Genomic DNA, 21,703 nt, shown 5'->3' on the forward strand with positions numbered 1-21,703 from the left:
TGCTTCCCGGTGGCCTGATGGTGCCCAGGAGAGGAACGCCCGTGCGCTCACGCAGACGCCCCGGCCGGGGTCGCTCGTCCACACCGGGAACACCGCCGAGACCCCGTGCCGCGCTGGCGATCGGGGTCGCGCTCGCCCTGGTGGCGAGCGCGCTCAGCGTCCCCACCGCGTTCGCCGATCCCGCGCCGCGCGGTTGGCCCGGCGTGACCCGGTCCGAGTCCGTGCCGGGCACCGGTGTCGAGGTGCGCCCGCGCCCGCCCGACCCGGTCGTCGAGTCCGCCGTCACCGCGCCGAAGGCCGCTCGCGACGTCGCCCGGCCGAAGGCGGGCGCCGCCGAGGTCGAGGTGGCGGCCGAGCCCGCCCGCGCGGCCGACCTGCCGGTGCGGGTCGGTGTCGCCGGCGCCAAGAGCCCGCGGCGGGTGCGGGTCGAGGTGCTCGACCGGCCGGTGGCCGAGAGGGCGGGCGTCGGCGGTGTGCTGTTCCGCGTCCAACGCGCCGATGGCGCCGCCGACGCCGGGCCGGTCACCGTGGACGTGGACTACTCGTCGTTCCGCGACGAGTTCGGCGGCGACTACGCGTCCCGGCTGAGCCTGGTGCGGCTGCCCGCCTGCGCGGCGTGGGCGCCGGAACGCGCCGAGTGCGTGACCGGCACCCCCGTGCCCGCGCGCAACGACGTGCGCGGCAGCCGCATCCGCGGCGAGCTCACCGCGTCCGGCACGCCCGGCGTCCCCGACGACGAGAAGCAACGCCGCCGCGTCACGGAGCCCGACGTGCTCTACGCGGTGACGGCGGCGTCCGGCGGCAGCGCGGGCAACTTCAAGCCGACGTCGCTGTCACCGTCGGCCACGTGGGAGGTCGGCCTCCAGTCCGGCGACTTCTCCTGGGCCTACCCCCTCGACCTGCCCCCGGTGCCCGGACCGGAGCCGGACGTGGCGCTGGCCTACTCCTCCGGCGGGATCGACGGGCGCACCGCCGCGAGCAACAACCAGGCGTCCTGGATCGGCGAGGGCTTCGACTTCCAGCCCGGCTTCATCGAGCGCCAGTACACCTCCTGCGCCGCGGACGCGGCGGGCGGCAACAACGCGACCCCCACCGGGGACCTCTGCTACGCCTCGGCCAACGCCGTCGTGGCGCTGCCCGGGGTGGCCGGCGAACTCGTGCACGACGCGGGCCGCGGCGTCTGGCGCGCCGAGCAGGACGACGGCTGGAAGGTCGACCAGCTCTTCGGCGCCGACAACGGCGACAACGACGGCGAGCACTGGCGCATGACCGCGCCCGACGGCACGCAGTACTTCTTCGGCCTGCGTGCCGCCGCGCGCTCGGCGTGGACCGTGCCCGTGTTCGGCAACCAACCCGGCGAACCGTGCCACGCCTCGTCGTTCGCCGCGTCGTGGTGCCAGCAGGCGTACCGGTGGATGCTCGACCGGGTCGTGGACCGGCACGGCGACACCATCGCCTACTACTACGACACCGACACCAACCACTACGGCCGCAACAACACCGCGTCCCTGGCCACGCCGTTCGTGCGCAGCGGGCAGTTGGCGCGCATCGACTACGGCCTGCGCGACGGCCAGGCCGAACCCGCCGCGCGGGTCGTGTTCACCGCCGCCGACCGGTGCCTGCCGGGTTCGGCGTGCACGCGGTCGCAGCCGGCCGACTGGCCCGACGTGCCGTGGGACCAGCAGTGCGACGGCGGCACGTGCGCGGGCAAGCACTCGCCCGTCTTCTTCGGCGCCAAGCGGCTGGCGAAGATCACCAGCCAGGTGCGGCGGGACGGGCAGCTCGCGGACGTCGACTCCTGGGCGTTGAACCACCTGTTCCCGGCCACCCACGACGCCACCAGCCCGGTCCTGTGGCTGGAGTCGATCACCCACACCGGCCACGTCGGCGGCACCGCGGTCACCCCGGACGTCAACTTCGACGGCGTGCTCCTGGACAACCGCGTCGTGCCCGACCTCGACCAGCCGTTGATGAAGCGGTGGCGCGTCGGCCGGGTGCACACCGAGACCGGCGGCGAGATCCAGGTGACCTACTCACCGCACGGCTGCGTCCAGGGCGACCTGCCGGCCCCCGACAACAACGGCCTGCCGTGCTACCCGGCGAACTGGTCGCCGGAGGGCTCGTCCGCGCCCAAGCTGGACTGGTTCCACAAGTACCTGGTCACCGAGGTCCGCGAGATCGACCGGGTCGGCGGCTCACCCGACGAGGTGATCTCCTACGAGTACCCGGCGGGCGACGCGGCGTGGCACCACGACGACGCCGAGCTCGTACCGGACGAGCTCAAGTCTTGGGGCCAGTGGCGGGGCTACCACAGCGTGAAGGTCCGCACCGGCGACCCGTCCGGCCCGCGAACGCTGGTCGAGCACCGCTTCTTCCGGGGCATGTGGGGCGACCGCAAGGCCGACGGCACCACCCGGCAGGACGTGGTCGACGGACGCCGGGACGACCCCGCGCTGCGCGGCTTCTCCTACGAGGAGATCACCTACGACGGCGACGGCGGTCCCGAGGTCGAACGGGAGATCACCGAACCGGAGGTCATCGGCCCGAACGCGGTGCGCCGCCGCGCGTCCGGCGACCTGGGCGCCTACGTCACCGAGGTCAAGAAGACGAGGGTCCGCACCGCGTTGGCGGGCGGCGGCTTCCGGGAGACCGAGGAGCAGCACTTCTACGACGACCTCGGGGCCCACGTCCGGACGTCGGACCTCGGCGACCTCGCGGTCGCCGACGACGACACGTGCACGCGCGTGGAGTACGCCCGCAACCTCGACGCGTGGCTGATCGCCACCCCCAAGCGGGTGGTGAAGGTGTCGGTGAACTGCTCGGTCGCCGACTACGCGCCGGGCGACGTGATCTCCGACGAGCGCACGTACTACGACGGGTCCGACGACCTCGACGCGCCGCCCGCCAAGGGCGACCCGACGCGCGAGGAGGAACTGTCCGGTTGGGACGGTGCCGCCCCGCGCTACACCACGGTCGAGCGGTCGGTGTACGACGCGCACGGCCGTGAGGTCGAGGAGTACGACGCGTTGGGCGACAAGGAGACCACGGCGTACACGCCGGCGGTCGGCGGCCCCGTGACGTCGGTGACGACCACCAACGCGTTGGGGCACACCGAGAGCACGGCGTTCCAGGTCGCCACCGGCGACGCGGTGGAGCAGGTCGACGAGAACGGCCGCCGCACCACGATGACCTACGACCCGCTGGGGCGCTTGAGCAAGGTGTGGCAGCCGGGCCGCGGCGCCGACGACGTGCCGGACGTGGAGTTCGAGTACCTGTTCCGCAACGACGCGCCGTCCGCCGTGACCACGAAGAAGCTGCTCGGCCACGGCGGTCAGGTGGCCACCCACACCCTGTTCGACGGGCTGCTGCGGGAACGCCAGGTGCAGGCGCCCGCGCCCGACGGCGGCCGGATCGTCACCGACACGATCTACGACAGCCACGGCCGGGTGGCGCGCACCAACGCCGCCTACCACAACCCCGACCGGCCCGGTACCGACCTGCTGGCCGTGTCCGACCGGGACGTCCCGGCGCAGACCGCGTTCGGCTACGACGGCGCGGGTCGTGAGATCGCCGAGGTGCTGCTGGTCGGCGGCACCGAGAAGTGGCGCACGACCACCGCCTACGGCGGCAACTGGGTGAGCGAGGACCCACCCGACGGCGGCACCGCGACCACCGAGCTGCTCGACGCCGAGGGGCGCGTGGTGGAGCTGCGCCAGTACTCGTCCGGCTCCCCGTCGGGCGACTACGACGCCACCAGGTACACCTACACCAAGGCGGGCGAGCGGGAGACCATCACCGACCCGGCGGGCAACACCTGGCGCAGCCACTACGACGTGCGCGGCCGCCTCGTGCGGGTGGACGACCCCGACCAGGGCACGTCCACGATGACGTACGACGACGAGGACCAGCTCCTCACCAGCACCGGCTCGCGCGGCTCCACCCTGACGCACAGCTACGACCCGCTGGGCCGCAGGACCGCGACGCACCAGGGTGGCGCCAAGGTGCTGGAGTGGACCTTCGACAGCCTCGGCAAGGGCCTGCCGGTGGCGGAGATCCGCTACGTCGACGGGCAGGCGTACCGGGACGAGGTGACCGGCTACAACGACGCCGAGCTGCCGACCGGCAACGCCGTCACCGTCCCGGCGCGGGAAGGCGCGCTCGCCGGTCGGTACGAGTCGACGTTGGCCTACAACGCCGCCGACCAGGTGACGTCGGTGTCGCTGCCCGCGATGGGCGGCCTGCCGGCGGAGGTGCTGGAGCAGGGCTACGACCAGTTCGGCAACGTCGACTCGATGCGGGGCCTGTCGAGGTACGTCGAGCAGACGCTGCGCACCGACCTCGGCGAGGTCGGCATGTACATCATGGGTGACGCGGGCCGGCAGGTCGCCCAGGCGTTCGAGTACGAAGAGGGCACCCGGCGGCTCGTCGGCGCCACGATGTACCAGGAGAACGACGCGACGCCCGTCGTGGACCGCGAGCTGGAGTACGACCCGGCGGGCAACATCACCAAGCTGGTCAACGCCTCCGCCGGCCGGGCGGTGGACACGCAGTGCTTCCGCGTCGACCACCTGCGGCGGCTGACCGACGCGTGGACCGCGCCGTGGTCGTGCGACGAGGAGCCGAGCGCCGGCGGGCCCGCGCCGTACTGGCACTCGTACACCTACGACAAGATCGGCAACCGGCTCACCGAGGTGCTGCACGGCGCGGACGGTGACACGACCCGCACGTACGAGTACCCGCGGCCGGGTTCGAAGCAGCTGGCGGCGGTGCGCACGGCCAAGCCCGGTGCGGCCGAGGAGGTGCGTTCGTTCGAGTACGACGTCGAGGGCAACACCACCGCGCGCGGAGCGCAGGAGCTGTCCTACGACGCCGAGGGCCACGTGACGTCGGTGGTCGAGGGCGAGAAGACCACGTCGTTCGAGTACGACGCCGACGGCGACCGGCTGATCCGCCGTGACCCCGAGGGCACCACGTTGTACATCGGCACGACCGAGCTGCACGTGGACAAGGCCGGCCTGCTCACCGCGACGCGGTACTACGAGCACAACGAGGACACGATCGCGGTCCGCACCCCTGAGTCGTTGACGTGGCTGTCCGCCGACCACCACGGCACCGCCGAGACTTCGGTGGACGCTTCGTCGTTGGCCGCGGAGCACCGGCTGCGCCTGCCGTTCGGCGCCGATCGCGGCGAGAAGCCGGGCGGCTGGGTCGGTGATCGCGGTTTCGTCGGCGGCACGGAGGACGCCTCGACCGGTCTGACCCACCTCGGCGCGCGCGAGTACGACCCGGAGACGGGCCGGTTCCTGTCGGTGGACCCGATCATCGACGAGGAGGACCCGCAACAGCTGCACGGCTACCTGTACTCCAACAACAACCCGCTGACGTTCAGCGACCCGGACGGCCTGCTGTGGGGCTGGGTCAAGAAGGCCGCGAAGGTCGTGACCAAGGTGGCAGAGGTCGCCTCCTACATCCCGGGTCCGATCGGCACGGCCGCGGGCATCGCGGGTGCGGCGGCGCACGCGGCGCTGGGCAACAAGAAGAAGGCCCTGGAGATGGCGGCCGGCGCGGCGGCCAACCTCGTGCCGGGCGGCAAGCTGCTGCTCAAGGCGGGCATGGCGGTGGCCAAGAAGGTCGGCAAGGCCGCCACGAAGGCCGCCGCGAAGGGTGCCAAGGCGACGGCGAAGGCGGGCAAGGCCGTCGCGAAGGCTGCCAAGGGGACGGCTAAGGCGGCCAAGACCGCCGTGAGCAAGACGAAGAGAGCGGTCAAACGGGCCACCGGCAAGATGGACACCCCCAAGCAGTTGAACCACACGCGCGGCACCAAGGAGAACGCCAATGCGGTCAAGACCCGCAAGTCGGTGGGCAAGGAGCATTCGACGTTCCTGCTCGGCCGCCGGTGGGCGAACGCCCACACGAGGGTCGCGAACGCGCTCGGCAAGGCCAAGCCGAGCCAACCGCACATCCGAAAGCTGAACTTCGCGTGGCCGGTGGGGCGCGACAGCAACGGCAAGCTCCAGAGGTCGGTTCGGGTGAGCAACGGGAAGCAGGGCATGCACGGCTCGCCGTGGCACAAACCCAAGAAGCCGAAGGGCAAGAGCGGGAAGAAAAAGAAGAAGTAGCGCCGTTCGAGTGCCGGGCGGCACAGCGCGCGGACCTGGTCGGACAGGGCGCGGGTCCGGCCGGGTCGCCGGAGTTCTGACGAGGTAGGTTCCGAGGATGAGGAGGAGTCCGGTGGACGACGTACTGCGGTACGCCCGCGCGGCGTACGGGGACTTGGGGAAGCCGGACTACTCGTTCTTCCAGCGCGCCCGTGAGAACAACCCCTGGGCCGGCCTGCTGAAGTCCCTGTCCGCCCGGTTCAAGCTCGAGGACTGGACGGACTGGGAGGACGGCGTCGGATTCTCCTACACCGTGCGCAGCCGGGCGGACTCCAACCGGTCCTGGAGCCTGTGGCTGTCGGCCGTCGGGCCGTACGCGTTGTTGTGCGCCAACGTGGCCGAGACCCTGCGGCGGCAGGACGTGATCACGTTCGCGGACGAGGCGGACCCCGACCCGGCGGATCTGGTGCGCGAGCTGCACGCGGCGAGCCTCACCCTGCTCACGGCCGACGAGGTGGAGACGACCGTCGACTTCACCTCGTTCGAGGGCAAGTACCCCGCTTCGACCTTCGTCCTGCTGTTCGGCGAGGAAGACGTGCCTTGGTGGCACGAGGAGTGACCGCTGGGCGCGCTTGCCGGGTCGGATGTCGGGGCTGGTCGGGCGTTACCGCGACCAGTCAGGCCAAGGGCGGAGGACGCGCCGGCGCTGAAAGGCGTCGGAATGGGCCAAAGGGCTCAGCCGCCGGCCGCGCGGGATGCGGAGAGGCTCCCTCCTGTGCACTGGCGGGTGGGGCCTCTTGAGGCCACGCCGTCGTGGTGAGCGGTGCGTTCAAAGAAGGTCGGACGGGCGGTCGCGTGAGGTGGCCGCCCGTTCGGCTGTTCGGATTCGTTCGACCCCGTGCGAACACCTCGCCGAACACGGTGCGCGGGACCCAGGCTGGCGGCGGTGCCGGGTTGGCCGGTGGGCGGCTGAGGAGAGCTCGCATGGGTGCAGCGTGGAGACGTCTGGTGGCGCGGGGTGCGGCGTTGGCGGTTGGTGGGGCGCTCCTGGTCGTGCCGCCCGCGGTCGCGGGGCCGGAGGGGTGGGGTGAGCTGCCCGGCGCGCGGTCGGTGGCGGGGAAGGTGGCCGGCAACGCGCCGGTGCCCGGGTTGGCGGTCGACGCCGCGGCGGTGACGAAGGCGCCCGAGCAGCAGGTCGCCGCCACGGCACGTGGTGGGGCGGTCGAGGTCGTCGAGCAGGGCGGGCAGGGGGTGTTGTTCCGGGTCGCGCGCGCCGGAGCACCCGTGTCGGTCGAGTTGGACTACGCCGGGATGCGGCACGCGTTCGGCGGGGACTACGCGTCACGGCTGCGGGTCGTGGACGTGGCCACCGGGGAGGTCGTGCCCGCCCGCAACGACGTCGAGGCGGGCAAGGTCCACGTCGAGGTCGCGGGCGGCAGGGCCGGGGGGTGGACGGCCGGGCCCGACGGGACCCGGGTCGCACCGACGCGCAGCGCCACCTACGCGCTCACCGCCGGCACGTCGGGTGAATCGGGCAGCTTCTCGCCCACCTCGCTGGCGCCGTCGGCGACCTGGGCGGTGGGCGTGCAGTCCGGTGACTTCTCCTGGAACCACCCGATCGAGGTGCCGCCCGCGCCCGGCCCGACGCCGCAGGTCGCGTTGTCCTACTCCTCCGGCGTGGTGGACGGGCGGACCGCCTCCACGAACAACCAGGCCTCCTGGCTCGGCGAGGGCTTCTCCTACGAACCCGGCTTCATCGAGCGCACCTACGAACCCTGCGCGGAGGACGGCGAACCCGGCAAGGGCGACCTGTGCTGGGACCGGCAGGCCGCGCACATCGTGCTGCCCGGACTCACCGGCGAGCTGGTCTGGGACGCCGGCCGCGACCACTGGCGCGCGGCCAACGACGAGGGCTGGCGGGTCGAGCTGCGCACCGGCGCGGCCAACGGCGACGACGACGGCGAGCACTGGCTGGTCACCGGCCCGGACGGCACGCGGTACTCGTTCGGCTCCGCCGGCGCGGCCGAGTCGGTCTGGACGGCGCCGGTGTTCGGCAACGACGCGGGAGAGCCGTGCCACGGACCGTCGTTCGACACCTCGTGGTGCCGGCAGGCCTACCGGTGGAACCTCGACCTGATCACCGACACCCACGGCGACCAGGTCTCCTACCACTACGACACCGAGGTCAACCACTACGGCCGCGCCGGGGTCGCGGGCAACGCCACGCCGTACGTGCGCGCCGGGCACCTGACCCGCATCGACTACGGCCACCGCGCCGGCACCGAGCCCACCGCCCGCGTGGTGTTCACCGGCGCGCCGCGCTGCATCCCCGGTTCGGCCTGCCAACCGTCCAGGCCGGCCGACTGGCCGGACACCCCGTGGGACCTCGCCTGCGCGGGCGGCGGGTGCGCGGCCGCGGGACCGAGCTTCTGGGGCACGACCAGGCTGGCGTCGATCACCACGCAGGTGCGGTCGGGCGACGGGTTCGCCGACGTGGACTCCTGGCGGCTCGACCACGTCTTCCCGGCCACCGCGGACCACACCAGCCCGACGCTGTGGCTGCGCGCCCTCACCCGCACCGGCCACGTCGGCGGCACGGCCACCATGCCGCCGCTGCTGTTCGACGGCGTGCGCCTGCCCAACCGCGTCCCGGTCGGCAACGACCTGGAACCGATGAACAAGTGGCGCCTCTCCCGCGTGCACAACGAGACCGGCGGCTCGACCGAGGTCACCTACCTGGACGATCCGTGCGACCCAGGGTCCCTGCCGCGCCAGGACGTGAACGCCGAGAAGTGCTTCCCGTCCTTCTGGCTGCCCACGGGCCTGTCCTCGCCGCAACTGGGGTGGTTCGCCAAGTACGTGGTGGGGGAGGTCGCCGAGGTGGACCGGGTCGGCGGCGCGCCGCACGCGGTCACCCGGTACGAGTACGTGGACGAGGGCGCGGCCTGGCACTACGACGCCGCCGAGCTGGTGCCGGACCGGTTCAAGACCTGGGGCGCGTGGCGCGGCTTCCAGAAGGTGCGCGTGTCCACCGGCGGCGCGGACGGCCCGCGCACGCTGACCGAGCACCTGTTCCTGCGCGGCATGGACGGTGACGTGCTGCTGGACGGCGGCACGCGTGACGTGAAGGTCCAGGACTCGCAGGGCAAGCAGCTCGAGGACGTGCCGGGCTACGCCGGGTTCGCCCGGGAGACCGTGGTCCGCGACGCCGTCACCGGCGCCGAGGTCTCCGCGCGCTTCCAGCAGCCGTGGCTGTCCGAGCCGACCGCCGTGCGGCAGCGGCAGAACGGTCCGCTGGAGGCCCGCATCCTCAAGGTCGACTCGGTGCAGACCCGCACCCCGCTGCCCGGCGGCGGCTCGCGGATGTCGGAGACCACCACCAGCCACGACGGCTACGGCACCGTGACCAAGGTCCACGACCTGGGCGACGTGGCCGTGCCCGACGACGACCTGTGCACCGTCACCGGCTACGCCCGCAACACCGATGCGTGGATCGTCGACCGGCCCAACCGGGTGACCACGGCGAGCGTGCCGTGCGACGACCAGCCGACGCAGGTGTTCGCGCCCGCCGACGTGATCTCCGACGAGCGCACCGCCTACGACGGCGCGGACAGCACCGACACCCCGCCCACCAAGGGCGACGTCACCCGCACCGAGGAACTGGCGTCGTGGGACGGCGACCGACCGGTGTACGTGACCACGTCCCGCGCCACCCACGACGCGCACGGCCGCGTGGTCACCGCGGACAACGCCACGGGCTCCCGCACCACGACGACGTACACGCCCGCGACCGGCGGTCCGGTCGCCGCGGTGACCACGACGAACGCGTTGGGCCACACCGGCGCCGAGGAGCTGGAGCCCTACCGCGGCCGGGTCGTCGCGACCACCGACGCCAACGGCCGCCGCGGCGAGCAGACCTACGACCCGCTCGGCCGGCTCACCGCCGCGTGGCGACCGGGCCGCCCGAGCACCGAGCCGCCGACCGCCCGCTACGAGTACCTGGTCCGCGCCGACGCGCCCTCGGTGGTCACCACGCACCGGTTGCTGGGCTCCGGCCAGTACCTGACCAGCCACACGCTGCACGACGGCCTGCTGCGCGAGCGGCAGACGCAGCAGCCCTCCCCGGCCGGCGGCCGGATCGTCACCGACACGCTGTACGACAGCCACGGCCGGGTTGCCAAGACCAACGCCGCCTACCACAACCCCGAGGAGCCGGGCACGTCGCTGCTGGTCGTCGCGGACGCCGACGTGCCGTCGCAGGAGGCCGTCGAGCACGACGGCGCGGGCCGCACGGCCGCCGAGGTGCTGCGGTCCTACGGCGTGGAGCGGCACCGCACGACCTACCGCCACGAGGGCGACCGGGTCAGCGTCGACCCGCCCGCGGGCGGCACGCCCACCACGAGCGTCACCGACGTGCGCGGCCGGTTGGTGGAGCTGCGCCAGTACACCGGCGACGGACCCGACGGCGAGCACCACACCACCCGCTACGGCTACACGAAGGCAGGCAAGCGGTCGTCGGTGGCCGACGCGGCGGGCAACACCTGGCGCTTCGAGCACGACCTGCGCGGCAGGCAGGTGCGGGTGGACGACCCGGACAAGGGCGTCGCCACCAGCACGTACGACGACGAGGACCGGCTGACGAGCGTCACCGACGCCCGCGGCGTCACCCTCACCCACACCTACGACGCGCTGGGACGCCGCACCGGCGTGTCCGAGGGGACGGACCGGCGCGCCGAGTGGACCTTCGACGCGCTGCCCGGCGGCATCGGGGAACCGGCCGCCGCGATCCGGCACACCGACGGCGCGGCGTACCGCACCGAGGTCACCGGCTACGACGCGCTCGGCCTGCCCACCGGCACGGCCGTCACCGTCCCCGCCCGCGAGGGCGCGCTGGCCGGCCGTTACGAGGTCACCGAGACGCGCGACCAGGCGGGCGCGCTCGTCAGCACCGGCCTGCCCGCGGTCGGGGACCTCCCCGCCGAGACCGTGACCACCGGCTACACCGCGCTGGGCCAGGCCGACACGCTCGGCTCCGACCTCGCGCCCTACGTCACGGCGACCGGCTACACGGCCGTGGGCGGGCTGGGCCACCGCATCCTCGGCGACCGGGTCATGCGCTCCTACGCCTACGACGACGCCACCCGCAGGCTCACCGGCCTGAAGACCGAACTGGAGACCGGCGAGGTCGCCGTCGACCTGTCCCTGGGCCACGACCCGGCGGGCAACATCGTCTCCAGCGCCGACGCCGCCTCCGGCGACACCCAGTGCTTCCGCGGCGACGCGCTGCGCCGCCTGGTGGAGGCGTGGACCACGACCGCCGACTGCGCGGCCGGGCCGAGCACCGCCGCGCTGGGCGGCCCCGCGCCGTACTGGCACACGTACGGCTACGACGCGGCGGGCAACCGCACCCGCGAGCAGCACCACGCCGAGAGCGGCGACACGACCCGCGACTACGCCTACCCGGCGGTCGGGCAGGCCGGGCCGCACCGCGTCACCTCGGTGACCACCGGGTCCGTTGTGGACGGTTACACCTACGACGCGGCGGGCAACACCGTCGGCCGCCCCGGGCAGGTCCTGGCCTGGAACGCCGAGGGCAGGCTCGCCCGGGTCGACGCGGGCGGGCAGGTCACCACCTTCGAGTACGACGCGGACGGCGACCGGCTGCTGCGCCACGACCCGGAGGCCGACACCCTCTACCTCGGCGACACCGAGGTGCGCCTGGACCGGGCCACCGGGGCGCTCACCGCCACCCGGCACTACGGCGTGGACGGCACCGTCCTCGCGGTGCGCACCGGCGCGGGCCTGAGCTGGCTCGTCGACGACCACGCCGGCACGGCGGGCACCGCGATCGCCGCGGCCGACCTGGCCGTCACGACCCGCCGCCGGCTGCCCTACGGCGCGCCGCGCGGCACGACGCCGGCGTGGCCGAGCGAGCAGGGCTTCGTCGGCGGCACGAACGACGCCTCCACCGGCCTGGTCCACCTCGGCGCACGCGAGTACGACCCGGCGATCGGCGCGTTCGCCTCGGCCGACCCCATCCTCAACGCCGAGGACCCGCAGCAGCTGCAGGGTTACGCCTACGCGGGCAACTCGCCGGTCAGCCACGCCGACCCCACCGGTCTCACCGCGCGGCTCCTGGTCGGGTCGTGGACCGAGCCGATCACGTGGGACAGCGGGCTCACCGGGTTCCGCTGGAGCGACGACGTGGCCGGACCGGGCCTGCTCCACACCCCGCACCCGACCGCGGACGCGCGCGACGTGCTGGGCGGCGGTGACACCGGCGAGATCATCAAGGCGATCCTGGAGAACCGCGGCGGCTGGTCGCCGAAGGTCCCGCCCGGCTACCAGACGCCGCCGCCGAGCGGGAGCCTGCCGCCGATCCCGACCACGCCCGGACCGACGAGGCCCACCACGCCGGACGGCTACCCGGTGCACAGCCCGGGCGAGGGCTCGTGGCGGGTGGACTGCCGGACCTCGGGCGCCGTGCGCACGTGCCACTACACCCCGATCAAGTCGCCGTCCACGTCCTTCGGCGGCGGGTACGAGATCGGCACCGGCTGGGGAGGCGGCAGCGCCCCGTACGGGCGGGTGGGCGACGACTACGAGATCGGCGAGTTCGACTACGTGGCCTGGGACGTCGAGGAGCGCGAGTACTGGGAGTACGACCGGTGCAAGCCGTGGAACCCGTGCGACACCAAGCCCGGCAAGGTCGAGGGCTACAGCCCGCCCGGCCTCTACACGTCCAAGAGCGGCTCCAAGACCAACAGCAAGGCCGGCAGCGCCCACTCGTCCAAGAGCAAGTCGACCAAGACCAAGAGCAGCTCGAAGAGCTCCACCAAGAAGAAGAAGTGAGGGCTCCGGCGATGGCCTTCGGCACCGGTGCGCCCCGACTTCGTACACGCTCGGCCGAGGTGACCGGCGGGGCACGGCGCGACGACGGCCGACCTCGCACGCGCGCGGTCGTCGCGGTGGCCGTGCTGCTGCTGACCTGCGTCACCGGTGCGGTCCGCCCCGAAGCGCCGCGGGCGGAGGCCGCCGCGGTGGCCTCCGCCGAGGAATCGGCCTCCGCGAAGGCGCGCGCGACCGGCGAGCCGGTCGAGGTCGACGCCCTGGGCACGGAGAACGTGGAGGTCGTCGCCAACCCCGAGGGGCACTTCACCGCGACCACCTACGACCAGCCGGTCCGGGCGCGCACGGCGACCGGCTGGGCGCCGATCGACACCACGCTGGTCACCCGGCCGGACGGGACGGTCGGGCCGAAGGTCGCGGCGGTGCCGGTCGCGTTCTCCGGCGACGGCTCGGCGCCGCTGGCCAGGACCGGCGCGGGCGAGGACGTCACCGGGCTGGACTGGGCCGCGCCGCTGCCGCCGCCCGTGCTCGACGGCCCCGCCGCCACCTACCGCGACCTCCTGCCCGGTGTCGACCTCGTCCTCACCGCCACGCCCACCGGGTTCTCCGAAGCGGTGGTCGTGCGCGACCCGGCGGCCGCGCGCGACCAGCGGTTGTCGGCGCTGAGGTTCGGCCTGCACGGCGGGGGCGCGCCCGCCGCCACGGCGGTGGCCGCCGAGGAGACCACCCCCGAACCCGCGACGGGCGGGCAGGCCTGGAAGTCGGCCGGGGACACCACTGCGCCCGCGCGGTGGGACGTCACCGACGACGCCGTCACCCTGCGCCCGGACGCGGCCCTGCTCTCCGACCCGGCCACGACCTACCCGCTGTCGATGGCCGGCCCGACCTGGGGCCGCAACCGGCACTGGATGCTGTTGTCCCACAACGCCACCACCGGCGCGAAGGCGGCGTACTGGGACTCCTCGCACCTCGCGCGGGTCGGTCGCGTCCGGGGCGACGACACCCGCTGGCGGTCGTACTTCGAGATGGACACCGCCTGGCTCGCGGGCAAGCGGATCAGGACGGCGACCTTCCGGATCTTCGAGTGGTGGGCCGAGTCCTGCCAACCGCAGCCGGTGGAGCTGTGGCACATCGGCGCGATCAGCCCCACCACGACCTGGGGCGACGCGACCCCGTTCCACCGCAAGGCCGCCGAGGTGGCCACCGCCCACGGCTACGACGCCGGGTGCGAGCACCAGTCGATCGGGTTCGACGTCAAGGACCTGATGGCCGAGGCCGCCGAGAACCGGTGGCCCACCACCACGCTCGCGCTCAAGGCCCGCGAGGACACGACCTCCTACGCCGCCAAGGAGTTCCTCAACCGCCCCGTGCCCGAGCTGGACCTGGGTGACGAGAACTCCCCGGTGCTGGCCATCACCGCGGACTACAACACCGTGCCCGACCGCCCGACCGACGTGACCGTGGCGGGCAAGCGCTGCACGGGAGCCGACCCCGTGGTGGTGAACACGACCACACCGGAGTTCGCCGCCGCGGTCGCCGACGCGGACACCACGCCGGGCCAGCAGATCCGCGCGGTCTACCGGTGGTGGGAGGGCGACGGCGCCACGCCGTCGGACGTCGCGAGCGTGGCCGCTCCCTACAGCGGTCCGGGCGTGAGCAAGGCCGTCGTGCCCCTGGACAAGGCGCTGCGCCACGGCGCCACCTACACCCTCGGGACCGTGGTCGACGACAGGATCGACAGCAGCGACGGGCTGTCGTCGTGCCGGTTCACCGTGGACACGGTCAAACCCGCCGCGCCGCCCGCGGTCTCGTCGGCGCAGTTCCCGCCGAAGCCCGCGCCGGGCCCGCCGGTCTTCACCACGGGACAGCTGACGTTCGACGCGGGCGGCGACCCGGACGTGGTCGCCTTCGTGTACGGCATCGGGTACAGCTCGGCCGTGGCGAACACCCCCGTCGACGCGGACGCGCCGGGCGGCCGCGCCACCGTCCCGTTCACCCCCGACGTCCCGGCCACGTCGTCGTTCAAGTCCTACGTGGTCTCGGTGAAGGCCGTCGACCGGGCGGGCAACAGGTCCGACAGGACCACCACCTACCAGTTCATGGTCGGCACCGCCACCACGACTGGCACCGCCTACGGGAACTGGAGGGCGGACTCGGTGTCCGGCGGCAAGCTGGTCGACACCAAGGAGCTGGCCGGGCAGCCGACGTTCGACGCCACGATCTCCGGCGCCGTCACGTCCACGAAGGACCGCGCCGACAAGCTCGCCGCCGCCGTGCGCCTCGACGGCACGTCGGCGCACGCCGTGACCGCCGCGCCGGTGGCGCCGCGGACCGCCGAGGGCACGTTCGCCAGCTTCACCGCCGCGGCCTGGGTGAAGCTGGACCGGGCGCAGGACTGGGCGGCGGCGATCAGCCAGGACGGCGTCCGGCACAGCGGGTTCGCCCTGAAGTACAACCACTACCCGCGGTCGTGGCAGTTCGACATGGAGGGCTCGGACACCGCCGAGCGGACCACCGTGACCGCCACGTCGCTCGCCGCGCCGCAACTGGGGGTGTGGACGCACCTCGCGGGGGTCTACGACCACGCCGCGGGCACGATCTCGCTGTACGTCAACGGGCAGCTCGCCGCGCGAACCGCGTTCCGCAGCACCTGGTACGCCGCCGGTCCCACCGCGCTGGGCCGGGCCCGCTACGACGGCGAGGCGAACGACTTCTGGCCGGGCGACCTCGACGAGCTGCAACTGCTGCCGTGGGCCGCGTCGGCGTTCGAGGTGCGGCAGCGGATGGCGGGCCAGGCACTGGGCCCGACCGCGAAGTGGGCCCTGGACGAGGGTTCCGGCCCGACCGCCGCGGACCGCGACAGCGGCCACGTGCTGGCGTTGCAGGGCGGCGCGTCGTGGGCGCCGGACCGGACCGGCAAGTCCTCGCTGCGCTTCGACGGCCGCGACGGGCACGCCTACGCGGGCGGTCCGATCGCCGCGCGCTCGCCCGAGGGCACGTTCGACAGCTTCACCGCCTCGGCGTGGGTCAAGCTCGACGATCCGGCGGACTGGGCGTGGGCGGTCAGCCAGGACGGCGTCCGCGACAGCGGTTTCGTCCTGGGCTACTCGCAGTACCCGCGCGGCTGGAGCTTCGGCATGAGCGCCGTCGACGCGGACGGCGGCGGGGGCGACGGCTACGTGATCGCACCGGCCGCGCCGCAGCTCGGGGTGTGGACGCACCTGACCGGGGTCTACGACCACGCCGCCGGCGCCCTCACGCTGTACGTCAACGGCAGGCAGGCGGCGTCCAAGCCGCACCGCAGCACCTGGTACGCCGGTGGCGCGCTGCAGGTGGGCCGCGCGAAGAACGACGGCTGGCAGACCGACTTCTGGCCCGGGCAGGTCGACGACGTGCGGGTCGTGCCCGGCGCCCTGACCGCGGGTGCCGTCCTGACCCTCGCGCAAGCGCCCGCGGTGATCAAGCAGGGCGGCAAGTGGGCCCTCGACGACAGCACGGCCGACGCGACCGGCAACGGCCACGCCCTCGCGCTGTGGCCGGGCGCGTCCTGGACCTCCGGCCGGCGTGCGGGCGGCAGCGGCCTGCGCTTCGACGGCACGGCCGGGCACGCCTACACGGCCGGGCCCGTGATCAGCACGGACGCGAGCTTCACCGCGTCCGCCTGGGTGAAGCTGGACGCCCTCGACCGCCACCAGACCGTGATCAGCCAGGACGGCGCCCACGGCAGCGGCTTCCGCCTGCACTACGACAAGGACGCCAAGGCCTGGTCGTTCACGGTCGCGGGCGACACCGCGGCGGGCGGAACGACGCCCGACGGCGCGGTCCGGGCCACGACCGAGCCCAGGCTGGGGGAGTGGACGCACGTCGCCGGTGTCCACCACGCCGCCCTCGACCAGCTCCAGATCTTCGTCAACGGCAGGCTCCAGCGCACCGCGCCCTACGTCGGCGGCTTCCGCTCCGACCGGGGCCTGGTGGTCGGCCGGGCGCAGGGCGTGGCCGGCTCCGTCGACCACCTGTCGGGCACCGTCGACGACGTGGAGGTGAGCGACACGGCCGCCACGCCGACCCAGGTGTTCGGGCTCACCGGCCTCGGCGTGCCGGTCGCGTACAACAACTCGCCCACGGCCGTCGCGGACCTGGCGACCGCGGAGAGCGCCGTCACGGTCCTCGGCCTGACGCCGGACGTGGTGAGCACGCTGGAGGTGACGGTCAAGCTCAAGCACACCTACCTGGGCGACCTGGTGCTGCGCCTGATCTCCCCGGACGGCACCGAGTACCTGCTCGAAGACCTCACCGGCGCCGGCGACGTGGACGACTTCGACAAGACCTACCCGCTCAACGCCTCCGGTGAGATCGTCAACGGCGCGTGGAAGCTGCGCGTCGAGGACAAGGCCCTCGGTGACACCGGCTCGATCACCAGCTGGGGCTTGCGCGCGCCCGTGAGCGACGACCCCGCCTACTCCGCGCCGTGGCGGCGGATCAACGGCACCGGGTTCGCGGTCGGCAACAACACCACGACCGAGCGCTCGGTGACCGTGTCCGACATCCCCGGCAACGCGCCGACCAACCTCAACGTCACGATCGACAAGACCTACTCCTCGGCCTCGGACACCAAGCTCAGCCTGATCTCGCCGGACGGCAAGGAGCACGTGCTGCACGACCCGGCGGCACCCTCGCCGCCCGTGCCCGCCAACCCGTGCGGCCCGTACGTCGACCCGTACGGCCTCAAGAGCCACTTCGTGGTGAACGTGATGAGCGCGCCCGCGAACGGCGTGTGGAAACTGCGGTTCAAGCACACCAGCGCCACGGGTGCGCCCACCGTCACCGCGTGGCAGCTGTGGTCGCCGATCAACCTCCGGGCCTCGACCTCCGCGCCGAACACGAAGTTCGCCAACGCCACCGACACGCCGATCGAGAACTGGCAGACGACCAGTGCCGCCGACGCCTGCGGCCTGCCCGGCACGGCGGCCAACGACGTGCGCGTCGCGGTCGACGTCCGGCACCCCAACCGGGGCGACCTGAAGCTGGAGCTCCTCGCGCCGGACGGCGCGGCGACCTACCTGCTGGAGGACTTCGCCGACGACGACACCGGCGACAACGTGCTCAAGACCTACACCGTGGCGGGTTCCGCCCAGCTGCCCAACGGGCACTGGACCCTGCGGATCACCGACAACCGCAACGACTGGGTCGCCCACCTCAACGAGTGGAGCGTGCAGGTGCTGCCCAGCGCGCAGTCGACGCTGCCCGCCGGGTGGAAGGCGGAGAACACCGCGGACGTGCCGATCGTCGACGACGGCTGGAGCGAGTCGCCGGTCACCGTCACCGGGCTGACCGGGATGGCGCCCGCGGTGTGGCGGGTCGACGTCGCGATCAGGCACACCCACCGCGGCGACCTGGCGCTGTACCTGGAAGCGCCGGACGGCACCGGGTACCTGCTGGAAGACCTCACCACCACCGAGGACGCCGACGACCACGCCAAGACCTACCACGTCAACGCCTACGGCGAGATCGCGAACGGGGTGTGGAAGCTCAAGGTCCGCGACGCGGTGTGGGGCGACACCGGTTTCATCGACTCCTGGGGCCTGTCACCGCCCTCGTTCGGCGGCGCGAACACCGACGTGCGGGTGCCCGTGGCCGACCTCCAGACCGCGGAAAGCCCGCTGACCGTGACCGGGGTGACCGGCGCCGTGCCCAACGGCGTGCACGTCCGCGCGACCGTCACGCACCCCAAGCCCGAGCAGCTGGTCGTCACGCTGGTAGCGCCGGACGGGACCACGACGTTCCCGCTGCACGACCGCAAACCCGTGCTGCCCAAGGCGTTCCGGCTCGACGCGTCGGCCGTCGCGTTCGCCGGCACGTGGAAGCTGCGCGTGCAGGACGCGGTGACCGGCGAGGCGGGGTCGATCGACTCGTGGGGTCTCGCGCTGGCGCCGGCCGTGGCGTGGCCGGAACAGCGCGGGGCGGCGTTCAAGGTCGACGGCACTACCTCCGGCGTGATCGCCACGGGGTCCAAGCGGGTCACCGGGATACCGGGCAACGCCCCGCTCGACCTGCGGTTGTCGTTGGACACGTCGTACTACTGGGTGAGTGAGTTGAAGATCGCGTTGGTCGCGCCGGATGGCACGTCGTACACGGTGCACGATCGGGGTGCGGTGTTGGCGCGGACGTTCACGGTGGACGCTTCGGCGGAGGTGGCCAACGGTGTGTGGAAGTTGTCGGTGCAGCGCAACAGTTCCAGCGGCACGGTGGACATCACCGGGTGGAGCCTGTGGTCCCCGGTCAACCAGCAGGCCACCGCGCCCGGACCGAGGACGAAGTTCGCCAACGGCGACGACAGGGCCCTCGTCGACGACGGCTGGTCGTCGACGAGCAGTTACGCCGAGGTCTTCGGCATCACCGGCGCCGCAGCCAACGACGTGCGCGTGACCGTGGACGTCAAGCACCCCAACCGCGGCGACCTGAAGCTCCAGCTGCGCGCACCCGGCGCGGCGGCGACCTACCTGCTGGAGGACGTGCCCGACGGCGACACCGGCGACGACGTGTTCACCACCTACACCGTGCCGGGCGTCGCGCAGATCGCCAACGGCTCGTGGGAACTCCTCGTCACCGACACCAGGACCGGCAACACCGGGACCGTCGACGGCTGGAGCCTCCAGGTGCTGCCCAGCCCCCAGGTCGTGCTGCCCGCGGACTGGCGCGTCGAGAACGGCGCCGACACCCCGATCGCCGACTACGCCACCGTCGAGTCGCCGATCACCGTCACCGGGCTGACCGGGATGGCGCCGAAGGACTGGCAGGTCGCGGTGGCGCTGAGCCACACCTACCGGGGCGACCTGGCGTTGCACCTGGTCGCCCCGGACGGCACGGCCTACGCGTTGGAGGACTTCACCGGCACGGGCGACGCGGAAGCGCTGGTCAAGACCTACACGGTCAACGCCTCCGGCGAAGCCGCCAACGGCACGTGGAAGCTGCGGGTCCGCGACGGCGTGTGGGGCGACACCGGCCACCTCGACTCCTGGAGCCTGGCCGCCGCACCCACCGGCACGCCCGTGCCGGCCGTCGCGTGGCCCAAGGTGTCCGGTGCGGCGTTCAAGGTCGACGGCACCACCACGGGCGCGACCGGGACCGCTTCGGTCCGGGTGGCGGGGACACCGGGCAACGCTCCGTCCGACCTGCGGTTGTCGTTGGACACGTCGTACTACTGGGTGAGTGAGTTGAAGATCGCGTTGGTCGCGCCGGATGGCACGTCGTACACGGTGCACGATCGGGGTGCGGTGTTGGCGCGGACGTTCACGGTGGACGCTTCGGCGGAGGTGGCCAACGGTGTGTGGAAGTTGTCGGTGCAGCGCAACAGTTCCAGCGGCACGGTGGACATCACCGGATGGAGCCTGTGGTCCCCGGTGAACCAGGTGCCGACCGCGCCGGGTCCGCAGACGAAGTTCGCCAACGGCGCGGACGTGGCGCTGCCCGACGACGGCTGGACTACGGCAGAGAGCGCCGTGCAGGTCGCCGGCGTCACGGGCACCGCACCGGCGAACCTGCGCGTCTCGGTCGACGTCAAGCACCCCAACCGCGGCGACCTCGTGCTGCACCTGGTCGCCCCGGACGGCACCGCCTACCTGCTCGAGGACTTCGTCAACGCCGACACCGGCGACAACGTGTTCAAGAACTACGTGGTCAACGGCTCGGCCGAGACCGCCAACGGCTCCTGGCGGCTGCGCGTGCTCGACGGGGTGTCGGGCAACGCGGGCACGATCGACGGCTGGAGCCTGCACCTGGCCGGCCTGACGGCCGTGGCGCCGGGCACGCGGTTCGAGAACACCGCCGACGTGCCGGTGCCGGACAACGGCACGGCGGAGTCGACGGTGTCGATCGCGGGCATCACCGGCGCGGTGCCGCCGGGGCTGCGGGTCGGGGTGGTGGTCCGGCACGCCCAGCAGGGCGACCTGAAGCTGGACCTGGTGGCTCCCGACGGCACGGTGTACCCGCTCGAAGACCTCACCGGCGCCGGCGACGCGGACGACGTGGTCGAGGACTACGGCGTCAACGCCTCCGCAGAACCGGCCAACGGCACGTGGCGGCTGCGCGTGGCCGACACCGCGCTGGGCGACGTCGGGGTGATCGACTCGTGGAGCCTCACGTTCCCCGCGCCGACCAAGTACCACAACCCCCGCGACGTCGCGATCGCCGACAACGGCTCACCGGCCACGAGCGTGATCGCGGTCGACGGTCGGACCGGCGCCGCGCCGGCGGACCTGCGCGTCGTGGTGAGCGTCAAGCACCCCAACCGGGGCGACCTGACCCTGGACCTGGTCGCCCCGGACGGCACCGCCTACCCGTTGGAGGACGTCCCGGACGGCGACACCGGCGACGACGTGCGGCAGACGTACTGGGTGGACGCCTCGGCCGAGCCCGCCGACGGGGGGTGGGCGTTGCGGGTGAGGGACGTGGTGACGGGCAACAGCGGCGGCCTGATCGACGCCTGGAGCCTCCAGTTCGGTGCGGGGTGATCCTCCGACCGGGGCGATCCCTCCCGCTGCCGCCGGGGGTGTGATCCGTCGTCGGTCGGCCCGGGCGGGCTCTCGTCCGGGCCGACCGGCTCATCCGCACCGGGTACCGCTGTCCCGTCCGGAGCACCTGCCCGCGCCCGTGCGCCGAATCCCGGGGTGCAATGTCACCGCGGGGAGGTCACGTGATCCCGGGCCCGAAACCTGCGGCCCTTTCCAACTCGCTGCACCATGTGACATGGTACCGGC

4 protein-coding genes are annotated in these 21,703 nt (G+C 73.1%); all 4 read left to right on the forward strand.

Translation table 11 applies throughout. The annotated features are described in order from the left end of the window. Positions 1 to 41: 41 nt before the first annotated feature. Complete coding sequence (locus AB0I91_RS24260) at positions 42 to 6,119, forward strand: RHS repeat-associated core domain-containing protein (protein ID WP_499638936.1); 6,078 nt, start codon at positions 42 to 44, stop codon at positions 6,117 to 6,119. A gap of 112 nt (positions 6,120 to 6,231) precedes the next feature. Further along, complete coding sequence (locus AB0I91_RS24265) at positions 6,232 to 6,717, forward strand: hypothetical protein (RefSeq protein ID WP_499638938.1); 486 nt, start codon at positions 6,232 to 6,234, stop codon at positions 6,715 to 6,717. A 365-nt stretch (positions 6,718 to 7,082) separates the two neighbouring features. Next, positions 7,083 to 12,950: an RHS repeat domain-containing protein gene (locus AB0I91_RS24270; protein ID WP_499638940.1), complete on the forward strand. Its 5,868-nt coding sequence runs from the start codon at positions 7,083 to 7,085 to the stop codon at positions 12,948 to 12,950. Positions 12,951 to 13,009: 59 nt separating this feature from the next. Beyond that, positions 13,010 to 21,457: a proprotein convertase P-domain-containing protein gene (locus AB0I91_RS24275; RefSeq protein WP_499638942.1), complete on the forward strand. Its 8,448-nt coding sequence runs from the start codon at positions 13,010 to 13,012 to the stop codon at positions 21,455 to 21,457. The last annotated feature ends 246 nt before the right edge of the window (positions 21,458 to 21,703 follow it).

Source organism: Actinosynnema sp. NPDC049800, assembly GCF_040656635.1.
In the GTDB taxonomy this organism is placed as follows: domain Bacteria; phylum Actinomycetota; class Actinomycetes; order Mycobacteriales; family Pseudonocardiaceae; genus Actinosynnema.